The organism is Pseudovibrio sp. FO-BEG1 (assembly GCF_000236645.1).
Lineage (GTDB): Bacteria > Pseudomonadota > Alphaproteobacteria > Rhizobiales > Stappiaceae > Pseudovibrio.
On record NC_016642.1, the window covers coordinates 5,337,217 to 5,357,071 of the forward strand.

Here is a 19,855-nt window from a genome sequence, read left to right on the forward strand (position 1 = left end):
ACGCGAACATCGGCATCCAGCCTTTAGCCGCATTTGCAGCGCTTTTCTGCGTTCCTTGCTTGGCAACAAAACAGCCCCGATGGGAAGCCATCGGGGCTGTTTCTCAAACCTTACAAAATTGCCTTAGACGAAGGAAAAATCATCCTGATGCAGATCAGAAAGGGTAACGCCTTCCAACGTGATGGAGGTATCTTCATCAATGCTGATCACCGTATTCGCACCATCCTGCGCAGCTGCGGCAAGAACAGCATCAAAATCAGCAAAGACTGAAGCTTCAAACTCAATCACATCAGAAGCACCTTCACCACCAGCAAAGTCCTTAATGGTGTCATGCCCAGTTTCACCAGCAGCAAAGACAAACGTATCCTTACCCTCACCACCAGTTAGGACGTCATCTCCAGCCCCGCCATCAATAACATCATCACCGCCATTGCCGCTGAACGTATCGGCTAGTTCCCCACCTTGAAGCGCATCATTGGCATCACTGCCCTTATACTCCATGGCGGCTAGGCCAAGATCAGTAATCTCCACTGGGCCGGTAGGCTCATAGACGGTGCCATCAGGGCCTGTGTAAGAACCATCCTCATTAGGGGTAAACACATAAATGGAACCCGAGTCTCTGCCTTTATCATCGTCAGCATTTGCACCAACAATAATTGTACCATTGTCAGTAATGGAGACTGAACCTCCAAAGTAATCATACGCAGCTCCATCAAAAGCAGTAAGCTTAAATCGCGTATAACCACCTGCATCATCAGGTCTAAAGACTTCAACAATACCATTGCCTGTAATAGCATTGCCGACGACAATCACACCGTTCGTGTTCATATCAAAGGCGAAATAAGCATCTGCAGCAAATTTCGAGATCGCATAGTTACCCGCACCATCTGGCTCATAAATGTAGATTTCATCGGAACCACTTACGATGATCGTGCCATCATTCTCAACTGCCACATGCTGACCAAAGCTACGATTCGAGTCGGGAGAAGTTAGTATCTGTTCATTGAAGCCTCCCACACTATTCGGAGTAAAGATACTAACAACGCCTTTGCCCCCTACAGAGATCACTCCTTCATTGTTAATATGAATACCACGGTTGGAAGACTGGCCATCCTCAGGCACTGGCAAGCTTACCTGCGAGTATCTACCATCTCCGTCAGGCGTAAAAACCACAACCCTGTCACTTTCCCTATTAAAAGCCCCTGCTACAATTACGCCTGTATCATTGATAACAAGATCCTGCCCTAGATAATCTTGTATAACCGCGTCAGTGGCTGTCAGCTTGACCTCGTCATAACCTCCTCCAATAGTGGGAGAATAGACATAGATTGCACCTGCTTGGAATCCCTTGTCATCATCATGAGCGCTCACAGCAATAACACCGGAGTTATTAATCGCAGTAGCGGCACCGAGAAAGTCATTTTTCGCACCATCAGAGGCCACCAACTTAGTCTCGCGAAACCCTCCTTCCCCATCTGGAATATAGACATAAACAATACCAGAGTTCTCAGCCCGGTAATCGTTTGCCGACCCAGTGACAATTACGCCCTTGTCATTTATTTGCACTGCGCTGCCAAAACGATCATATTCATCCCCATCAGAAGCCTTAATCTTAACCGGCTGTATGTTTGCCTCACTCTCCCCATTCACAGTCACCGTAACCGTCTCGGTAGAGCTCACCCCAGACGCATCAGTAACCGTATAGGTAAAGCTATCCGTCCCGCTCTCACCTTGGTCCAGATCATCAAACTGGCCATTGGGATTGTAGGTGAAGGTACCATCATCATTGATTGTAACAGTGCCAGTCGTGCTGCTTGTATCGACGGTGAAGGTGTGTGTATCGGTGGTATCGGGATCCACAAAGTCCGGCACAATCACCAGTGCGCTGCTTTCAGTGGTGCTGACGTTCATCGCAGCAGCAACAGGGGCATCGTTTCTGCCTGTGACTGTGATGGTTATGGTATCTGTATCACTTGCCCCATGACTATCCGTCACTGTGTAGGTGAAGGTGGTGGTGGCTGTTTCACCGACTGCCAGATAATCAAAATCAATGCTCGGGTCATATTCAAAAACACCATCACCCGTCTCAATCAAAGTGCCTTTCAGGCCATCCGTGTTGAGTGAATAAGTGTGCGTATCGCCCACATCCGGATCATGGAAGATCGTACGGAAAACAATCTTGCTATCTTCGTCAGTGGTAAACTCGTACGGGAAAGTATCCGGTGATGTGTTTGTAACAACACCATTGATTGTGACAGTAACAGTTTCAGTGGAGCTTTCTCCAGCTGCATCTGTCACCGTATAGGTAAAGGTGTCTGTCGCAGTCTCGCCCGGTTTCAGATAGTCAAAAGCACCATTGGGATCGTAGGCAAAAGTGCCATCTTCATTGACGACAACGGCACCTTTGGTATCTGCAGTATCAACTGTAAACGTATGGCTGTCCCCCACATCGGCATCACTGAAGTCTGGAGTAATCGCAACCGAGGTATTCTCATCTGTTTCAGCAGCCACGGATACAGCCACCGGTCCGTCATTTTGGCCTGTAATAGTGATTGTAACTGTCTGAGTAGAAGTCGCTCCAGAGCTGTCTGTTACCGTATAGCTGAAGGTGTCAGTCGCTGTCTCGCTTGGTTTCAGGTAGTCAAAGGCAGTGCCTGGATCATATCGGAATGTTTCCTCATCAATGACCGTACCTGAACCGATCATATCTTCGCTATGAAGCTCCAGACTATGGGTATCTCCCAGATCAAAATCCTGAAAGAACACGCGGATTTCCACTTCACCATTTTCATTCAATCGAACTGAAATCGGAAAAGCTTGCGGGGCCGTATTAGTCATGCACTGCACTCCAAGTGTATAATAAAACACAAACAACCTATGAGTGCACACTTACTCGAAACTGACTGATTTTATCAGACAACTCGCAAAAATCAGAACGAATAAACAATGCCTGAATTCAATTAAACGACCATTTTCCTAAGCTGCTTATCTAAACCAACTCACCCAACCATTCCCCAAAACTGCTCCAGCTCTCTGGGATGCTCAAATCGCAGCATCTGCCCTTCAAAACACGCTAGCTTCTCAAGGTCACGTGGCCGGTTTGTCCGCTTGTAGTTGAGGACAAACCAGAGAAATTTCCAGTCAAAGCGCTCTTCACAGCCCTCAACAAACTCAGCCTCTCGTCTCTTTCCCAGCCCAGCAACCATTCGACGGAACACACGATACAGGCAGATGTAGGTCGGGAAGTCGAGATGGATCACGGTATCAGCACAGGCAATCCTCTGCTCCAAAGTGCCACCATAGTTTCCATCAATGATCCAGCGCGGCTGAGCAGCAAAGGTCTCTACCTTTTCGGCCCAAACATCGCTCTCAGTCCGAACCCATCCGGACTGCCAGTAATGAAAGTCCAGATGCACAAGCGGCAGCCCCGTAACAGCAGCCAACCGCTTAGCCACCGTCGTCTTTCCCGCACCCGGACACCCAACAATCATCACTCGCTGCATCACAACTCCATAGCTCTGCTATCTCACATCACACTGATCTCGTTTTAAAGCAAACCACCACACCCGGTAACGAAAAAACCGGAAGCCCATCAGCTCCCGGTCTTCATATCCGGCAAACAAGCTCCAACCAGCCCAATATCTTACCAACCGTCAGAACTTGCCGTTCTCATGAGCCATTTCGGCTGGCGTTGGGGACACAACATCCCAGTGCTCAACGATCTTGCCGTTTTCTACGCGCCACAGATCAAAGAAGGCCCACGGCTCGCCGCCCATGGTGGCATCGGAGGCGACGAAGACGAAGTTGCCTTCTGCAACAACCAGCTGCGGCTCAAACTTGGTGATCACTTGGCCTTGTGCAGCAAAGGCTTCAATGGCGGCCATCAGTCCGGCTAGTCCATCGTCAATGGAAGGATTGTGCTGCATGTAAATGGCAGGATCCATGTAGTTGGTGACCTTCTCCGGCGCTGCACCGCCAAGCACATCGCGAACGAAGCCAACAACCAGCTCCTTGTTTGCCTGTGTCTGGTCAAGATCAGTGATCTCAGTCGGCCCATCTGTCATACCACGCCCGGATGCAGTCACCTCAGGTACAGGCTGAAGGTTATCCCAGTGCTCAACGACCTTACCATCCTGCACGCGAAAAACATCAAAGGCCGCAAGAGAAGAAGCGCCGAACGCCTCAGCATTCTCATAGGTGTTGTGAAGCACGACCAGATCACCCTCTGTGATGACACGGTGGGTTTTCACGGTCACACCTGCCTGATCCACAATCGGGATCAGCCCGAGCAAACCTTCTGCCCCTGTAGGCACCTGCGGATTGTGCTGAATGTAATCCGGTGCAGTCACCTGGCGGGCGGCTTCCGGGTCGTGATCGGCAAAAACAGCCATGAAAAGAGTGAGGACCAGTTCTTTCGGTGTCATGAAGAATCTCCTTCTGATTTGATGATGGATACATGGTATTCAAAACGCACCAAGTTGCAATTACGCACTTTAAAAGCACCTGGTTTGCTAAAGCATACCGCCTTTAAAATCTGACACTTGCTAAGAGATATTCTGGTATTATTATTGATGTAGGTATTCAAAAGGTTCCAGAGGTCGCCATGCTACCAATCGGTGTCGCAAGCAAAGCCGAAGCATCCAACTGCTCCATCCGTTCCATTCTCTCAAACGTGACGGGCAAATGGCGGATGATCATCATTCTGGCATTGGAAGATGAGCCCAAACGATTTGGCCAGATCAAACGCTGCATCGGCGATATCACCCAGCGCGTGCTGACAGAAAACCTGCGCGGCCTTCAACGCGACGGATACCTGACCCGTACCGTCGAACCCGGCCCGCCCGTCGCCGTCTCCTACGAGCTTACCCCCCTTGGCCGCAGCCTGCTGGAAACACTAAAGCCCCTCGTCTACTGGTCCCACGAGCAAATGGACCACATAAAAACCGCCCGCATAGAGTACGACAGAACGCAGGCTGACTGATGCACGAGCCTTTGCCGTTTTCCTGCAAAGGCAAACTCACCCCACACCCAACACCGTCAGCCCCCAAATCCAGCCATAGCTCACCGCCACGCAAAACACGGTGATGGGCAGCATCCACCAGCAGAATTGCCAGAAGGTGAAGGGGGTTGCGCCGAATTTCTCTGCCTGCTGCACCACAATCACGTTGCTGGCGGCGGAGATGATGAAGAGGTTTCCGGCCACGGTGGAGATGGTGGAGAGCATCATGAAGGTGCCAACCTCACCGCCATCCAGCAGCTTCAGGTAAAGCTCCACCACAGGCACGTTGGAGAACAGTTGGCTAGCCCAAAAGCTCACCAGCGCGGTCACGGTCAGGTCTGCCAGCTCATTCTGTAGGGAGCCAAGCAGATATTGCAGAGAGCCGGACTGGTAGAGCGATCCGGTCACAACGAACATGGCCACAAAGAAGATCAGCGTCGCCCAGTCCACCTCTTTGAACACCCGCAAACGCTCATCCCCCGCAAGATAGATCGGCAGGCACGAGACCAGCCCCACCCAGCCAAACGGCAGCGGGCCGAGGTGAAAGTATGTCCGCCCCAAACTGTCGCCCGTGATGATGCCCACCAGCAGCAGGGCAGAAACCATCGCAGGCCATTGCCGTCGGCTTACCTCCACCGCCTCGGCCTGCGTCTCCACCTCTTTTGAGACCAGTGCGCTCTCATCTGAGCCATTCTTCTTCACCAACCGGTGGAAGCGGAAGAACACAGCCACAAGGCAGATCACGCCGGGCACCAGAGCCCATACGATGAACGTTGCCAACATGTTCTGAAAATTGGCGGCGTTCACCACCAGAATGTTCTGCGGATTGCCAACGGGAGACACCATGGAGCCAACCGTCACCGCCGCACACAGCGCCACCAGAACGACCGCCAGTTTCCACCGGAACGCCCGGCTCAGGATAATCGCGATGGGTACACCAATCACCGCCGCAGCATCATTGGTCAGCACCGCCGCGCAGATCGCAGAAGCCACAATGAACCACAGCAGCACCATGCCAGACTGCGACCGCTTAAGCAGCATATCCGCGATATCCTGAGAAAGGCCGGTGTCATACAGCGATGAGGCGATGCTGAACACAGCAAACAGATAGAAGATCAACTGCCAGTCCACCGCATGGAAAGCCGCCAGCGGTGTAATCTCACCCAGCACCAACAACACAACCGCCCCGGCCAGCATGATGTGCCAGATCCGCACCATAGGCGGGAGCCATTGGCGCACGGCAATTCCGAGGAAAATGAGGGCGGAAATACCAAGAGAGACCGACATGCCTCACCCTATCCAGCGTGGTTTGACAGCAGCTTAACCACCACCGCCACAATCGAGCGAAATCCTTGGCAGCTTCTTAGAGCCATCCCCCTATCCTCGGCAGGCACAGCAAACCGGATCAGGGTCTCCATGAAGCTCAACAAGGCAATGCTATCGACGAACTTCTTCGCGGGCGATGTCGTGGGCGGAATTGGGCCTTATCTGGCGATCTACCTGCTCACCGGCCTGCACTGGTCCCCCGGCAACATCGGGCTGGTGCTGGCCATCGGCTCGCTGACAACCGTCGCCCTGCAAACACCCGCAGGCGCCTTCATCGATAGCACCCGCAGCAAGCGCATGCTGCTTGCCTCCTGCGCCCTGCTCATCGGCTGTGCCACCATCTCAATCCTGCTGTTCTCGCAGTACCCGGTGGTCATCTACATCGCCCAGATCTTCATGGGCATCGCCGTCGCCTTTGTTGGCCCCTGCATCGCTGCCATAACCCTCGGTATATCAGGGCCAGAGCACTTCACCGTACAGATGGGCGCCAATCAGGCCGCCAATCACTCCGGCAATGTCTTCGCCGCCATTCTGGGCGCCGGACTGGCTCTCTGGATCTCGGCCGAAGGCGTGTTCTGGCTGGTGGCAATCATGGCCCTCGGCATGGCGATCAGCATCGGCATGGTCAGCGGCTCGGCCATCAACCACAACGCCGCTCGTGGTGGCCTGCATCACAATCCGAATGATGGCGATGAACCCTCCACCATCGGTACCATCGCGGCAGACAAGCGCCTGCTCACACTGGTGCTCTGCGTGTTCATGTTCCACTTCGCCAATGCGGCTATGCTGCCGCTGGTGGGGCAGAAGCTCTCCGTCAACTCCAACGTCAACATCGGCATTGCTTTCGCCGCCGCCTGCATCGTGGTTGCACAGTTCTGGATGACCATCATGTCCATCCTCTGCGCCGCCAGAGCGGATGTCTGGGGCCGCAAACCGCTCTTCCTGCTGGCCTTCTTCATCCTGCCTATTCGCGGCATGCTGTTCATGTGGCTGGAGGATCCCGTAGCCCTCATCTCCGTGCAATCACTGGATGGCATCGCCAACGGCATCTTCGGCGTGATCATCCTGCTCATCGCCGCAGACCTGACACGTGGCACAGGCCGCTTCAATCTGGTGCAAGGTGCCCTTGCCGCCGTGGTAGGCATCGGCTCGGCAGCCTCCAACCTGCTGGCAGAAGAAATCGTGCAGTTCTTCGGCTATTCCCCGGCCTTCATCACACTGGCGATTCTCGCTTTCATCGGCGGCACGATGTACCTGTTCCTGATGCCGGAAACTTTGCCAGCTCAAATTGATAAGGACGACGGCACAGCACCCCAACAAACGGGCTAATGCTTACGATTAGGTCACTTCAACTTTCGGGTGAAAACGCTGATTTATACGGTTCCTCCCTTTATTTACTGGTCCTCAAAAACTTATGCTTATTGCGTCAAACAAAGAACGCGCGCAAAAAAGCAAATGTTCAGAGCCTCATGCGTAAATGCAAATGAATGCTTGTGAACTCAAAGCGCGAAGTGCAGGCCAGTACTCGAATGATCGAAAAAGCCAGTAGAGAGCAGGTTCGTCGCCAAAACCGGTTCGTGGTGCTGTCCACGTTGCGGCGTCACACCACGCTGGCCCGTGTCGACCTTGGCCGGCTCACAGGTCTGTCCCTCGCGGCTGTCACCTCCATCACCGCAGATCTAAAAGATCGCGGCCTGATCGCAGAGGTGGAAGAACAGCCCAACCCGGATGCCAACACACGAGGCCGCCCGCGCACCTACCTGCGCCTGCGCGATGATGTGGCTCACGTCATCACCGTCAAGCTCTCGGTAGACCGTGTCTCGCTTGCTCTGGTGGACTACACCGGCCACCAGCATGCCGAAGCCAAATTCATGGTGGAATCCTCCGATATGGGCGGCGACGCGTTCATCGCCCTGCTCGCACAGGAGATCAAAGCCCTGCTGAAAGCAGAGCCACTCCGCGCCCGCAGTGTCATGGAAATCACCGTGGCCACGCAAGGCATCGTCGGCAAACGCAACGGCTCCATCATCTGGTCACCCACCATTGCAGAGCGGCAAGTGGAGCTCACTGCAAAGCTCTCCAAAACTCTTGGCATCACCTGCACGCTCTACAACGACACCAACATGATCGCCGAGGCCCTGCACCGGCAGGACGCAGAGAAATACAGCGGCAACTTCGTGGTGGTGTACATCGACCGCGGCGTCGGCATGGGCATCTTCATCAAGAACGCCCTGTATCGTGGTGAAACTGGAGCCGCCGCCGAATACGGCCACTCCCCATTCACCCCAGATGGCGCCGCCTGTAGATGCGGCAAGAAAGGCTGTCTGGAAGCTTACATCGCCGACTACGCCCTCTACCGCGAAGCCCAGAAGCTGCCGAAGGAAACCTCTCCTTCTGCCATGTTTTATGGGCCGGAATACATCCAGAACCTGCGTGCCCGCGCCCGTGTGGGCGATGCACAGGCACAAAAGGTCTTCACTGATGCTGGGTTTGCTCTGGGCGTCAGCCTTGCCCGCACAATCTCACTGCTGGACCCAAGCCGCATCGTCCTCACCGGCAAGGCCATGCAGGCCTACGACCTCTTCAAGCACGGCATGAATAAGGGTCTCGAAAGCAGTCTGCTGGCCCCACTGCTCGATGCCGTCAATTTGGAAGTCCTGCCATGGGATGAAGACTTCATCCTCCAGGGCCTCCTCATCAAAGCCCTGAAACACCTGGATCAGGCATTGGTGCACTAAAAAAGCCGGCCTCAACGGAACCGGCTTCTTCAAAACACATTGTCGCAAATTTAGCTGCGGGACAGCATCGCAGATGGCAAACCGCGTGCGATGGTGTGTGCCACCAACGTTGCCAGAGCCACCTTGATCAGATCACCCGGAATAAACGGCAGGCTACCCACCATGATGGCTTTGTCCAGCGTCATACCAGCTTTGTAAGCCAGCACCGGCACGCCAAGCGCATGCACCACAACAATGCCGCCAATCACGCCGGAAACAACCGCACCAAACACCACGTTCATGTTACGCATGGCTTTCATGATTGCGCCAACCACAATCGCGCCGACAAAGTAACCGGCCAGATAGCCAGCAGTTGCGCCATAAAACACGCCAATGCCACCACGGCCACCCGCAAGAAATGGCAAGCCAAGCGCCACGAGGAACAGGAACAAAGCAACAGCAAGCCCACCACGCACCGGGCCAAGCATCATACCGGCCAGCATCACACCAAGCGACTGCGCTGTAATTGGAATTCCGCCAGCAAGACCCAGCTCAATCTTAGGCACCAGCCCAAGAGCAGCAATCAGGGCCGCATAAAATGCAATCTGAACAAGAGAACGATCACTAGACATAGTCATCCTAACTTCTTTTGTGATCATCAAAGCCGTCAGCACCACCACGGGCTGTCAGAGCTTCGGCAACATGATCTGTCATTTTTATCGCGTGCAAGGCAAATGGAGCAAGCAAGCGCCAGCTGTTGGCGTGGGCTGTTCTGGCTTTATACGCTTCTTGCAGTGACGCATAAACCGCCAGCAGCACCGGCACAAACCGGATAACCAAAGCAACTGCCAGCGAAACGCGTCTTGGGGAAATGCCAAACACACGCAGAGGCTTGAACAGCGGCTCCACCGCATCCATCAAAGCCTCCATGTGGGTTGTTATACTAATAAAATTGGCAAGGAGCACCATCGCCAATAGGCGCAACACAGCAATAATGCCCTGCTCGATGTCTCCCAGAAACACATGCACCAGAAAGATGATACCCATCATCCAGAGCAGTGGCCGCACCACCTTGAGTTTCTCAAGGCCCTGCTTGCCAAGCGTGGCATACAGCCCAACCACAAACACCAGCAGCAGAGCAGAAAACCAAAGCGTGTTGAACGGGATGATCAGCAGGCTCAGCACAAACAGAAAGATCAGCTTCACTCTGGCAGGAAGCCGATGCGCCCAACTGTTACCCGCCATGTAAAGGGAGATCATGCGCGCGCAGCTCCCACAAAATGAAGGTCTGCGCCAGAAAGCTCATGCTCCTGATAGGCCGCAAGCACATCAGAAGGCGCACCAAACTGCTTGACCGCACCATCCTCAATCCAGAGCACCTTGTCGTAATCACTCAAGGCATCCAGCTCATGGCTCACGAAGATGACTTGCTGATCCAGCTTCTCCAGCTTACGCCGCAACGCCGCTCGGGTGCGCAGATCCAGACTGGAGAACGGCTCATCCAGCACCACCAGCTTCGGCTCCATGATGAGCACAGCCAGAATACAGATCAACTGCTTCTGCCCCTCTGAAAGCTCATGAACGGGCCGTTCAGCCAATGGCGCAATGCCATGGTCCTGCAACAACGCAAGCCCCTGCGCCTTCGCATCCGCCTTGCCGACACCAAGCTGCCGCAAGCCAAAGCTCAGCTCTTCCAGGGCAGTGGGAAAGATCAGCTGGTGGTCCGGGTTCTGAAACACAAAGCCCGTCACCCGCGCCAGCTTTTTGGCACCTTCTTCAGCTGAAACACCATGAACATGCAAAGACCCGGCACTCACAGGCAGCAAACCATTCAGGCTGCGCACAAGCGTAGACTTGCCAGATCCATTACGGCCAATGATCCCAACCCGCTGATCCGGCAGCTGGACTGTCAGATCATGAATGATCGTCGCCCCACTGCGCTCAATGGAAACATGGTCAAAGCTGATTGTTTTAGAAGTCTCGTTCACGCCGCAAATTCACCTGCCAAAGGAGTTGCACTCCTATACACAATGCAGAAAACCCACGCCATGGAAATCTGTAAGCTCTAGGCTGGCTATCTCCGCTCGACAAACCTTTTCCTATGTGCCACGTTCGCACCCTTTTCAGCAAATTATCAGCTTAGAGGTATTGCAATGTCAGCCGAGCAGTTCACTGATGCACTCGTTGCCAACCATTAGGACCAGAACGCAGATCAATGGAAAAAAGACGTAGACACAGGTTTAGTTGTCTATCGGGATCTGTTCACATCTCCAGCATTTGCGGGAACGGAATAAGGTCTCAAACTCAAAAGTAAACTCTGGCTATCTTTAATGATTGACAGAGGCAGTTTAAAGTAAATCTCAACTTCTGTTTTCGATTCGCGGTGAAGGCTTTGCAAATTCTTATAGTCATTAGTATAGTTTGTTTTGTAATCGTACTGGTATGTAGCTACCCGGTAATAAAATTGCGATTATCAGTTGTAGTTTCTCCAGATCTTCAATTTCCTATGGTTCTTATGGTTATAGTTTTACTCGTGGGTAGCTATGGCTTTTTTGTGCATGAGAATATGTTGGCGTCCCTTGGGCAGGTAACGGATCTAGCAAAGTTTGCACAGTTTGGAGATAGCTTTGGTGTCTTAACTTCTCTCTTTACTGCTTTGGCATTTGGTGGTGTTTTGTTGACTTTGAAATTTCAAAGGGATGACCTAAATCTAACGCGAAAGGAAATGGCTTCTCAAAGACATGAAAGCGCTTTAATGCGCATGCTGGAGGTGCATACCTCTATAATATCTGATTTAGATATCGAGAAAACTGCGATTAAATCCGGATTTCTATCAAGTTATGATCATGATCAAGTCTATCAGGGGCGAGACTGCTTTGAGTTTTACTATAGGGAGTTCATTGAAGATCTCTGTAGTTATACAGAATTGATGGATAAAACATTTGGTTCTGAGATATACGAAGAGATTATGGAGTGTCCAAGAAAATTATTATCGCAATTTCATCGAGATGATATTGTAGATTGCTATGATAATACTTACAAAAAGTATGGATCTGATCTCGGCCATTACTTTCGAAGTCTTTACAGTATTTTTAGATATATAGGAAGTACAAATAGTGAGGAGCTGCAAACATTTGCCAAAGTAGTGCGCGCGCAGTTGTCTGAATATGAACTGGCGTTATTGTATCTGAACGCACAGTCACAACGCGGAATACCGTTTAAGGAACATATAAATAACTTTAGCCTTTTTGACAATCTACCGGAAGATTTTCGCGCAAACAGCGACTTTGAAGATGGAATTGAAGATCGCGCATTTAATACGCCAAATCCACTTGTGATTTGATGCTGTATCTACTCTTCCTCCGCACCAAAGGAAGTGCCCTCTTTAGTTTGGGCAATTAAGTACAGATTTTGAGAACAGCAATTTCGGTCATGTCGTACTTTGTTCTAGTAGCAAAGAGCATCTTCTAGTTACAGGGCAACTTTGGCAGAGGATTCGTCAACTAAGGACGAATGTCTATAGACAATCATCAGCGATATGCAGTTTGTACGATGTAATCGCAAGCACTTTATTGATCTTGGCTGCGGGGAAGGCAACAACACTCGAAATCACATAATCTAAGAGCTAGCCCAGCACATCCCGCAGGGAAGTCAGCCATGTTTTCACATCTGTAGACACTTTGGCATGGTCCAGCCCCTCGAAGGCGTCCCAGCTCCAACCATCCTCAGGACAAAGCTCATCCAGAAACGCATGCAGCTCCTTTTGCTTGCCCTCAGGCAACGGCAGGTTGGCAGCATGTTTCAGCAGAAGCACCTGCTCCTGAAGCCGCAAAAACACCCAGAAGGCTTCCATCATAGGCCGCAGCAAATGCGGCTGCGTCTGCCATGTGCTTCCGGAAAACAGATCCTGAGTGACGATCGGCCCGGCCCCATGACAGTGAAACTGTACGCAGCCCATGTACCCCGTCGTCGCCAGATCAGAATGGATCTTGCACGTGCCGCAGCTCTCAAGATTTCGGCAAGGCTCGCCCGCAGCTTTATCAAACGGAAAAACGCTCGACTTATCAAAGGCAAGCGCAACACAACACAAGGCTGCACACTTCTCACAGTCAGCTTTCAGGCGGTCATCTAGTTGGTTCAGATCCATTGCGCCTTATTGGCACAAAACAGCAGGCAACGAAAGCAATCTGAAGTTTCGGCAAGCAAAGCATCACAGAAGCAACACCACTAAGAATAACGCAGTCTGTGAGAAGGGGAATAACGTCTGCCAGAAATATTCAGGCCAGAGCGACGTAAAGCGGGCATATCTTTTTCGCTGGTTTCAGAGAGAAAATCTTACTCCCCTCCTCAATAACCATGCTAGCGCAATTGGGAACTAGCCTCCGCACACGCCTAACCGAAGGCATTGTCAACTTTCACGACTTCAAACATAACAACGCCGAAAAACCACTTTCAACGCACCCAACACGCAAAAAACGCAAATCAACGCACAAAAGAACGCAAAGTAGCACTACTTTGCAATTCACCTGCAAAATCAAGCAGGTACGAAACCAATCTCTTTCTGCAGCTTCTTGGTCAGCTTCTTCGCGATGATACTATGCGCTTCTGTGATGTAATCTTTGATATCACCATCAGCCATCGCATCCATCGTCTCCAGCTGAACCCACTTGGCACGAGCCAGATAAGGCGCAGGAATTATCCCCTCTTGCTCAGTCAGGATCTGATAGGAAAGATCCGAGCACTTAAAGCTGATCTTGATCCCTTCCATCTCCGGGCGATCCTCACCCCAGTTGGAACAAATCGCAAAGATCTTCCCCCCAACCTTCCAAACCGAAGCATTCCCCCACTGAATGACATTCGTCGTCCCAATCAAAGACTTACAAAACCCATCAAACTCATCCCGCGTCAAAGCAACACCTCATTGAAATCGATTTATTCAAAGCAACACCACTGTACCTGAAATATTTCTCACACAGGCAAAAAACTTTAAACTTGAGGAGTCTTAATTTCACCTTTTAAAGTAGCCGACATACATAAAAATATATTTATTCCCCATCGAGATATTCATGCCAGACAAACCTATTCACGACTATGGGTATTTTTGCTCGGAAATTACAGAGTGGCCCCAATGGCAACTCGCCCACAAACACATCTCCGAAGCAACACTACACCACACTCTCTGCGAAAGCCCAGAGAATTTCAGGGCTCTCGTCATAGAGCGATTGCTCAGCAACGCGGCTATCAGCCACGTTCACGCCAAACCTAATGTCTTCAGCCGCTCATCTTCTCATATTGCCCAAAGCCCGATGGATGTCATCCTCGTCCAATACTACCTCTCGACGACAGGTTGCTTTATTTCCAACGAGTTAACTTCTCAGAAAATACAATCAGGCACAATCGTCATCCACGATATGCTCGAGCCTTTCAAAGTAGTCCATGGCACATATGAAGTCGTAAGCGTCATCCTCCCAAGATCAGCATTCAGAGATCTACTCCACATCGGGATCACCTATCCCGGCAGAATATTGAGCCCGACATATCCCACCACATCATCATTGAAAACACTGCTCTATTCGCTCAAGCAAGATATGGAGACAGCTGATATTGAGACCCTCGACGTCTTCGTAGAATGCATCACAAAACTCGCCGCCCTTACCCTTGCCGAAACACATGAAAACCTACACAACATAACTGGGCGAAAGCAAAAGCAATTCCTGCGCCAGCTACAAGCCCAGCAAATAGTTCGTGCCCACATCACGAACTCAAATCTGAATACGGAAACTCTTTCAAACCTGATGGGCGTCTCTCGAGCAACGCTCTCTCGAATGTTTAAACCCGCAGGTGGCCTCGCCCAATATATGAAGCGAACTAGGTTACTCAAAGCCCGGCATATGATCTTGCATGATCCGGGCTGCGAAGTCCAAAAGGTCGCTAGTCGCTGTGGCTTCAAGCATCCGGAGAGCTTTTCCCGCGCATTCAAGCAAGAGTTCGGCAAGTCACCCGCCATCCTACGCAAGCAACACGACGACGCCACCACAAATGCACTGGCCGCCTACGCAACATGGGTTCAAGCTCGCTAAACAGCAGACACAAGAGTCGCACCCCAATAATCGATATGCACAAGCCACATGATCATATGCGTCAAAAGCACTCTACGGCCCATCCAACGCATAACCCTATGGTTCAACTTTGTATATCAATCTAACCGTTTGAATTAAAACACTTATCAACCTACCCTTCTCGCAAGAAAACATCATTTTATCCAGTGTTGCACTCTAACTCTCATCACTCCACCGCCTAGCTAAAACTCAGATAACACCCCTTCTGAGAAAGCAAAAAAGATGAGAGACGGGAAAGGTTCTGATATGCCAAGGTTGCTCCATCCAACCACCTCATTTGCTCTTATCTTTCTCTCACTTACAGCCTCCCAAACCTCAGCTGAATCTCTGGACGACATCGGCACTGTACCTGGCGCAGACACAATCAGGCCTTTCCTCACCAACTCAGATGGATCAATCATTTCTGGCAACGTATCTGCCCCAGGCACCATCGCTTTTCGCTGGACACAAGCAACAGGAATGCAAAGCTTGGGCATGTTACCGGGCGGCCTCTTCTCAGATGCAGCAGCAATGGATGTAACCGGCTCCACAATCGTAGGAAGGTCAGGAAGCACAGCTGGCCAACGCGCCTTTCGTTGGACAGAAGCGACAGGGATGCAAAGCCTGGGAGTTTTAACCGGAGGCTTTTACTCCGCAGCAGAGGACGTGAGCGCAGATGGCTCTGTTATCACTGGATTTTCCGACTCTGCAACAGGTCTGAGAGCATTCCGCTGGACACAGGCTGGGGGAATGACCAGCCTTGGCGTATTGACTGGAGGCACTGAATCTCGAGCAGAGGCTATCAGCGGAGATGGGTCCACAATCATTGGTCAATCGGAAAGCACTGGCGGAGATCGCGCATTCCGCTGGACACAAGGCACCGGGATGGTCAGTCTTGGTGTACTTGCCGGGGAGACATATTCCGACGCAAAAGCTGTCAGCTATGACGGCACTGTTATTGTAGGTAAGTCAGGCAGTCCCAGCGGTTCAAAAGCATTCCGTTGGACGCAAGGCACGGGAATGCAAAACCTCGGCGTATTAACAGGACATGCTTCTTCTGAAGCAACCACCATGAACTCTGATGGATCTGTTGTCATAGGCAAATCAATCGGCTCAGGAATAAGCCGAGCATTCCGATGGACACAAAGTACCGGTATGCAAAACCTCGGTACTCTATCTGGAAACGCACACTCCTCCGCTAAAGCAGTAAGCGAAGACGGAAGCGTCATCGTCGGAGACTCAGAAGGTGGAGCCTCAGGCACACGAGCCTTCAAATGGACAGAAGCAACCGGTATGCAAAGCCTCGGCACTTTAACTGGCGGAAGTTACTCCAGAGCCTCTACGATCAGTGCCGATGGAAAAGTCATTCTGGGATACTCAAACAGCAGCTCAGGGGAGCGGGCTTTTATCTTTATCAATCAGATACAGGATCTTGAGAACCTCCAGAACTCAGTCGTGGATGTAGCCAATGGGGTAGCTGCCAGCGTTGATCGCAACACCCACATTGCCCGTCGCCTCCGTCGGGACACCTGTACAATCGCAGACCAGGCACAGGGCTGTATTGGCCTTTCTGGACTGGCATCTTCCCTCCTACAGGGCACAAACGCCTTTGGTGGCAGCATCATGGGCAGCTACAAAGCCACAGAAACGGTCCGTGTAGGGGCCAGCGTCGGTCTTTACGGAGAAAGCAGAGTTTCTCAGACCATCAATCCTGATTACGGCGTCGGCATCGGCGCTTACGCTGATATTCGGCTTGGCCAGCTAGCTGCGTTCAACTCACAGGCCAACATTGGTGTCCGTATAGATGGCTCCTGGTTCTATACAGACGCAGAAATCACACGCGGCGCAGGATACTCAGACGTTCAGCAGGAAAGCGGCTCATCTAACTTCAATACAGGTACAGCAGGCCTCCAGCTCTACGCCAATCATGTAGCAACGTCTAACCTGTTGCTTCACTCCTATCTGGGAACTTATTGGGAAGGCACAGGGCAGAACGGCTATACAGAACAAGGCATTGCCGACACCAATACGCGTATCAATAGCCAGTTTTACAACGCCGCTACAGCCACGATGGGTATCGATGCTGCCTACAAACTCACCGCCAATATGCAGCTTGCCTTTGGAGTAGGACTGGAAGCAGATTTTTATTCCGATGGGATCCAGGTCTCTGGAACCTCCAACATCCCGGGCCTCACAGACTTCACTATCGGTGCTGACGCCGCCCGCAACTGGGTCAGGCCAACCCTAAAAGCCGGCCTCGCCTACACCTTCACCAACCAAGGCATTCTGGAACTCGACGCCCAAATCTTCTCCCCCCGCTACCAGAAAAAACTAGGCGCTGACCTCTCTCTAAAATACTCAGTGAGTTTCTAGCTCACTTGCTGAATCAATCTCATCCACATTCACAGATGACGCCGCATACAAAGCAAAGATTATCATACGTCTATGGCGTCATTAGTGCACCAACACTAATCAATCACTTCAACCCGATCACAGCATTGCAGCACAACAGCATCTCAGGCCTTGAGCACGGTAAGCCTATTTAGAAGCAAGGTTTAACAGGGAGAGGCTCTGACGGCACTCCACACTTTGCAGTAGCCGCAGCGTTTTCTATTAAGAGGCTCCATTCAAAAACTGAAGCTATATGACCGTTTAATGAGAGATCTCCAACCAGGTGCAGCCTACTCAGCCATTTTCCTCACCGGTGGCAGTGCTTTTGTGTCTTCGACATTTATCGCTGAGTGTTAGACATGTACCAGTAACCTCTTGAAGTTTCGGTAGGTCTGTTGCTATGGCCTTCTATTCTTTGAAGCTTTGGCCAGTTTCTCTGCGAAGGTTTGCTTTTGGGATGAGGGATTTTGGGAAGCTCTATAAGAGGGACATTCAGGCTTAGCGCACTGCCCTTGCCCTCACCTCATCTTTCACTAGACGCACAAAAGCCCCCGAGCGTTATGCATCAGGGGCTTTTGTGTGATCTGGTGTTCTGTTTTATTTTGAGAGATTGTGTGTGTCTTATTCATGCCCGGCGGCGCCCTACTCTCCCGCGTCTTAAGACGAAGTACCATTGGCGCAGGGGCGTTTCACTTCCGAGTTCGGGATGGGATCGGGTGGGGGCGCCCCGCCATAGCCACCGGGCAGGAATAAGTCACATATGAACTGGTCTGTTTTGTTTTTTTCAAGCTCTGCGTTTTAGCAGTTTTTATGATTATAGCTTAATGGGAGTGATCAAGATCGATCGAGCTATTAGTAAGGCTCAGCTTCGGATGTTACCACCCTTCCACATGCCTCCTATCGACGTGGTGGTCTTCCACGGCTCTCAAGGGATATCTAGTTTTGAGGTTGGTTTCCCGCTTAGATGCCTTCAGCGGTTATCCATTCCGTACATAGCTACCCTGCAATGCGGCTGGCGCCACAACAGGTCCACCAGAGGTACGTCCATCCCGGTCCTCTCGTACTAGGGACAGATCCTCTCAAATTTCCTACACCCACGGCAGATAGGGACCGAACTGTCTCGCGACGTTCTGAACCCAGCTCACGTACCGCTTTAATTGGCGAACAGCCAAACCCTTGGGACCTGCTCCAGCCCCAGGATGCGATGAGCCGACATCGAGGTGCCAAACAATGCCGTCGATATGGACTCTTGGGCATCATCAGCCTGTTATCCCCGGCGTACCTTTTATCCGTTGAGCGATGGCCCTTCCACGAGGGACCACCGGATCACTATGACCGACTTTCGTCTCTGCTCGACTTGTCAGTCTCGCAGTCAGGCAGGCTTATGCCATTGCACTCAACGAGCGATTTCCGACCGCTCTGAGCCTACCTTCGCGCGCCTCCGTTACCATTTGGGAGGCGACCGCCCCAGTCAAACTACCCGCCACACACGGTCCCGGATATTGTAGTACCGCGGTTAGATATCCATGAGGACAAGGGTGGTATTTCAAGGATGGCTCCACCCGAGCTGGCGCCCGGGGTTCAACGCCTACCACCTATCCTACACATGTCATCACGAATACCAGTGTGAAGCTGTAGTAAAGGTGCACGGGGTCTTTCCGTCTGACCGCAGGAACCCCGCATCTTCACGGGGAATTCAATTTCACTGAGTCTGTGCTGGAGACAGCGGGGAAGTCGTTACGCCATTCGTGCAGGTCGGAACTTACCCGACAAGGAATTTCGCTACCTTAGGACCGTTATAGTTACGGCCGCCGTTTACTGGGGCTTCAATTCGGTGCTTGCACACCTCCTCTTAACCTTCCAGCACCGGGCAGGCGTCAGACCCTATACGTCGCCTTGCGGCTTCGCAGAGCCCTGTGTTTTTGATAAACAGTCGCAACCCCCTATTCTGTGCCCCCGATACAAAGTTGCCTTCGTACCGGGCTCCCTTCTCGCGAACTTACGGGAGCAATTTGCCGAGTTCCTTCAGCACAGTTCTCTCAAGCGCCTTGGTATACTCTACCTGTCCACCTGTGTCGGTTTCGGGTACGGTCTTAGCGTGGGAGCTATTTCCAGGAACACCTTCACCGCATCTCCAATCCAATAAGGAGATACGATACACGGCATCCGTCACTACCCACTGGCCGGGGAATATTAACCCCGTTCCCATCGACTACGCCTTTCGGCCTCGCCTTAGGGGCCGGCTAACCCTGCGCCGATTAGCGTTGCGCAGGAACCCTTGGACTTTCGGCGAGAGGGTCTCTCACCCTCTTTATCGTTACTCA

Annotated in this window: 15 protein-coding genes and 2 rRNA genes (1 of these 17 cut by a window edge); 6 read left to right on the plus strand and 11 right to left on the minus strand. The window is 51.8% G+C overall.

Annotated elements, in window-relative coordinates; translation table 11 throughout:
• Positions 1-123: 123 nt before the first annotated feature.
• The 3 genes from PSE_RS24060 to PSE_RS24070 all read right to left on the minus strand — a co-directional run bounded on the left by PSE_RS24060 (position 124) and on the right by PSE_RS24070 (position 4,424).
• Entirely contained in the window at positions 124-2,838 is a 2,715-nt protein-coding gene (locus tag PSE_RS24060; protein WP_083841613.1) for an Ig-like domain-containing protein, read from the minus strand.
• A gap of 161 nt (positions 2,839-2,999) precedes the next feature.
• Positions 3,000-3,503 carry a hypothetical protein gene (locus PSE_RS24065; RefSeq protein WP_041768801.1) on the minus strand — a complete coding sequence of 168 codons (504 nt, stop codon included), beginning with the start codon at positions 3,501-3,503 and terminating at the stop codon, positions 3,000-3,002.
• A gap of 150 nt (positions 3,504-3,653) precedes the next feature.
• The gene (locus PSE_RS24070; RefSeq protein WP_014287161.1) at positions 3,654-4,424 is read right to left on the minus strand and encodes a nuclear transport factor 2 family protein; all 771 of its coding nucleotides are present in this window, start codon (positions 4,422-4,424) and stop codon (positions 3,654-3,656) included.
• Positions 4,425-4,603: 179 nt separating this feature from the next.
• Between PSE_RS24070 and PSE_RS24075 the strand changes: the two genes are divergently transcribed.
• Complete coding sequence (locus PSE_RS24075) at positions 4,604-4,981, plus strand: helix-turn-helix domain-containing protein (RefSeq protein ID WP_014287162.1); 378 nt, start codon at positions 4,604-4,606, stop codon at positions 4,979-4,981.
• 36 nt (positions 4,982-5,017) lie between these two features.
• Here PSE_RS24075 and PSE_RS24080 read toward each other — a convergent pair whose 3' ends face one another.
• A complete protein-coding gene (locus PSE_RS24080) occupies positions 5,018-6,286 on the minus strand; it encodes an SLC13 family permease (RefSeq protein WP_014287163.1) in 1,269 nt (422 codons plus the stop codon).
• Between the two features lie 129 nt (positions 6,287-6,415).
• On the opposite strand from PSE_RS24080, the gene PSE_RS24085 reads away from it, so the two are divergent.
• Positions 6,416-7,654 (plus strand): MFS transporter, encoded by a 1,239-nt coding sequence (locus PSE_RS24085; RefSeq protein WP_014287164.1) that lies wholly within the window; start codon positions 6,416-6,418, stop codon positions 7,652-7,654.
• Positions 7,655-7,812: 158 nt separating this feature from the next.
• Positions 7,813-9,063 carry an ROK family protein gene (locus tag PSE_RS24090; RefSeq protein ID WP_014287165.1) on the plus strand — a complete coding sequence of 417 codons (1,251 nt, stop codon included), beginning with the start codon at positions 7,813-7,815 and terminating at the stop codon, positions 9,061-9,063.
• 50 nt (positions 9,064-9,113) lie between these two features.
• Here the strand turns inward: PSE_RS24090 and PSE_RS24095 are convergent, their stop codons facing one another.
• Genes PSE_RS24095 through PSE_RS24105 form a run of 3 tightly spaced genes read right to left on the minus strand, consistent with a single transcriptional unit; the run spans position 9,114 to position 11,030 of the window.
• On the minus strand, positions 9,114-9,680 hold the full coding sequence (locus PSE_RS24095; RefSeq protein WP_051125964.1) for a biotin transporter BioY: 567 nt from the start codon (positions 9,678-9,680) through the stop codon (positions 9,114-9,116).
• A 1-nt stretch (position 9,681) separates the two neighbouring features.
• The gene (locus PSE_RS24100; protein ID WP_014287167.1) at positions 9,682-10,302 is read right to left on the minus strand and encodes an energy-coupling factor transporter transmembrane protein EcfT; all 621 of its coding nucleotides are present in this window, start codon (positions 10,300-10,302) and stop codon (positions 9,682-9,684) included.
• Positions 10,299-11,030, minus strand: coding sequence for an energy-coupling factor ABC transporter ATP-binding protein (locus PSE_RS24105; protein WP_014287168.1), 732 nt, complete (start codon positions 11,028-11,030; stop codon positions 10,299-10,301). Before PSE_RS24105 ends, PSE_RS24100 begins: the two co-directional genes overlap by 4 nt.
• Before the next feature lie 476 nt (positions 11,031-11,506).
• Here PSE_RS24105 and PSE_RS24110 point away from each other — a divergent pair, with 476 nt between their 5' ends.
• A complete protein-coding gene (locus PSE_RS24110; protein ID WP_148266196.1) occupies positions 11,507-12,385 on the plus strand; it encodes a putative phage abortive infection protein in 879 nt (292 codons plus the stop codon).
• A 282-nt stretch (positions 12,386-12,667) separates the two neighbouring features.
• On the opposite strand, the gene PSE_RS24115 is transcribed toward PSE_RS24110, so the two are convergent.
• Both PSE_RS24115 and PSE_RS24120 read right to left on the minus strand, forming a co-directional pair.
• A complete protein-coding gene (locus PSE_RS24115; RefSeq protein ID WP_014287170.1) occupies positions 12,668-13,189 on the minus strand; it encodes a hypothetical protein in 522 nt (173 codons plus the stop codon).
• Positions 13,190-13,576: 387 nt separating this feature from the next.
• The gene (locus PSE_RS24120) at positions 13,577-13,951 is read right to left on the minus strand and encodes an MmcQ/YjbR family DNA-binding protein (protein WP_014287171.1); all 375 of its coding nucleotides are present in this window, start codon (positions 13,949-13,951) and stop codon (positions 13,577-13,579) included.
• A gap of 157 nt (positions 13,952-14,108) precedes the next feature.
• On the opposite strand from PSE_RS24120, the gene PSE_RS24125 reads away from it, so the two are divergent.
• Together PSE_RS24125 and PSE_RS26800 are read left to right on the plus strand one after the other, a co-directional pair.
• Positions 14,109-15,122, plus strand: coding sequence for an AraC family transcriptional regulator (locus tag PSE_RS24125; protein ID WP_014287172.1), 1,014 nt, complete (start codon positions 14,109-14,111; stop codon positions 15,120-15,122).
• Between the two features lie 285 nt (positions 15,123-15,407).
• A complete protein-coding gene (locus tag PSE_RS26800) occupies positions 15,408-17,513 on the plus strand; it encodes a hypothetical protein (RefSeq protein WP_158309196.1) in 2,106 nt (701 codons plus the stop codon).
• A gap of 647 nt (positions 17,514-18,160) precedes the next feature.
• Here PSE_RS26800 and rrf read toward each other — a convergent pair.
• Positions 18,161-18,275: ribosomal RNA gene (rrf, locus tag PSE_RS24135) — 5S ribosomal RNA — on the minus strand.
• Between the two features lie 86 nt (positions 18,276-18,361).
• A 23S ribosomal RNA gene (locus PSE_RS24140) occupies positions 18,362-19,855 on the minus strand (it continues 1,231 nt past the right edge of the window).

Excerpts from the sequence above, each read along its gene's own strand:
- PSE_RS24075 (WP_014287162.1), top strand. The coding sequence starts at position 4,604 with ATGCTACCAATCGGTGTCGCAAGCAAAGCCGAAGCATCCAACTGCTCC.
- PSE_RS24065 (WP_041768801.1), bottom strand. The coding sequence starts at position 3,503 with ATGCAGCGAGTGATGATTGTTGGGTGTCCGGGTGCGGGAAAGACGACG.
- PSE_RS24125 (WP_014287172.1), top strand. The coding sequence starts at position 14,109 with ATGCCAGACAAACCTATTCACGACTATGGGTATTTTTGCTCGGAAATT.
- PSE_RS24085 (WP_014287164.1), top strand. The coding sequence starts at position 6,416 with ATGAAGCTCAACAAGGCAATGCTATCGACGAACTTCTTCGCGGGCGAT.
- PSE_RS24090 (WP_014287165.1), top strand. The coding sequence starts at position 7,813 with ATGCTTGTGAACTCAAAGCGCGAAGTGCAGGCCAGTACTCGAATGATC.
- PSE_RS24060 (WP_083841613.1), bottom strand. The coding sequence starts at position 2,838 with ATGACTAATACGGCCCCGCAAGCTTTTCCGATTTCAGTTCGATTGAAT.
- PSE_RS24095 (WP_051125964.1), bottom strand. The coding sequence starts at position 9,680 with ATGACTATGTCTAGTGATCGTTCTCTTGTTCAGATTGCATTTTATGCG.
- PSE_RS24080 (WP_014287163.1), bottom strand. The coding sequence starts at position 6,286 with ATGTCGGTCTCTCTTGGTATTTCCGCCCTCATTTTCCTCGGAATTGCC.
- PSE_RS24115 (WP_014287170.1), bottom strand. The coding sequence starts at position 13,189 with ATGGATCTGAACCAACTAGATGACCGCCTGAAAGCTGACTGTGAGAAG.
- PSE_RS24100 (WP_014287167.1), bottom strand. The coding sequence starts at position 10,302 with ATGATCTCCCTTTACATGGCGGGTAACAGTTGGGCGCATCGGCTTCCT.
- PSE_RS26800 (WP_158309196.1), top strand. The coding sequence starts at position 15,408 with ATGCCAAGGTTGCTCCATCCAACCACCTCATTTGCTCTTATCTTTCTC.
- PSE_RS24070 (WP_014287161.1), bottom strand. The coding sequence starts at position 4,424 with ATGACACCGAAAGAACTGGTCCTCACTCTTTTCATGGCTGTTTTTGCC.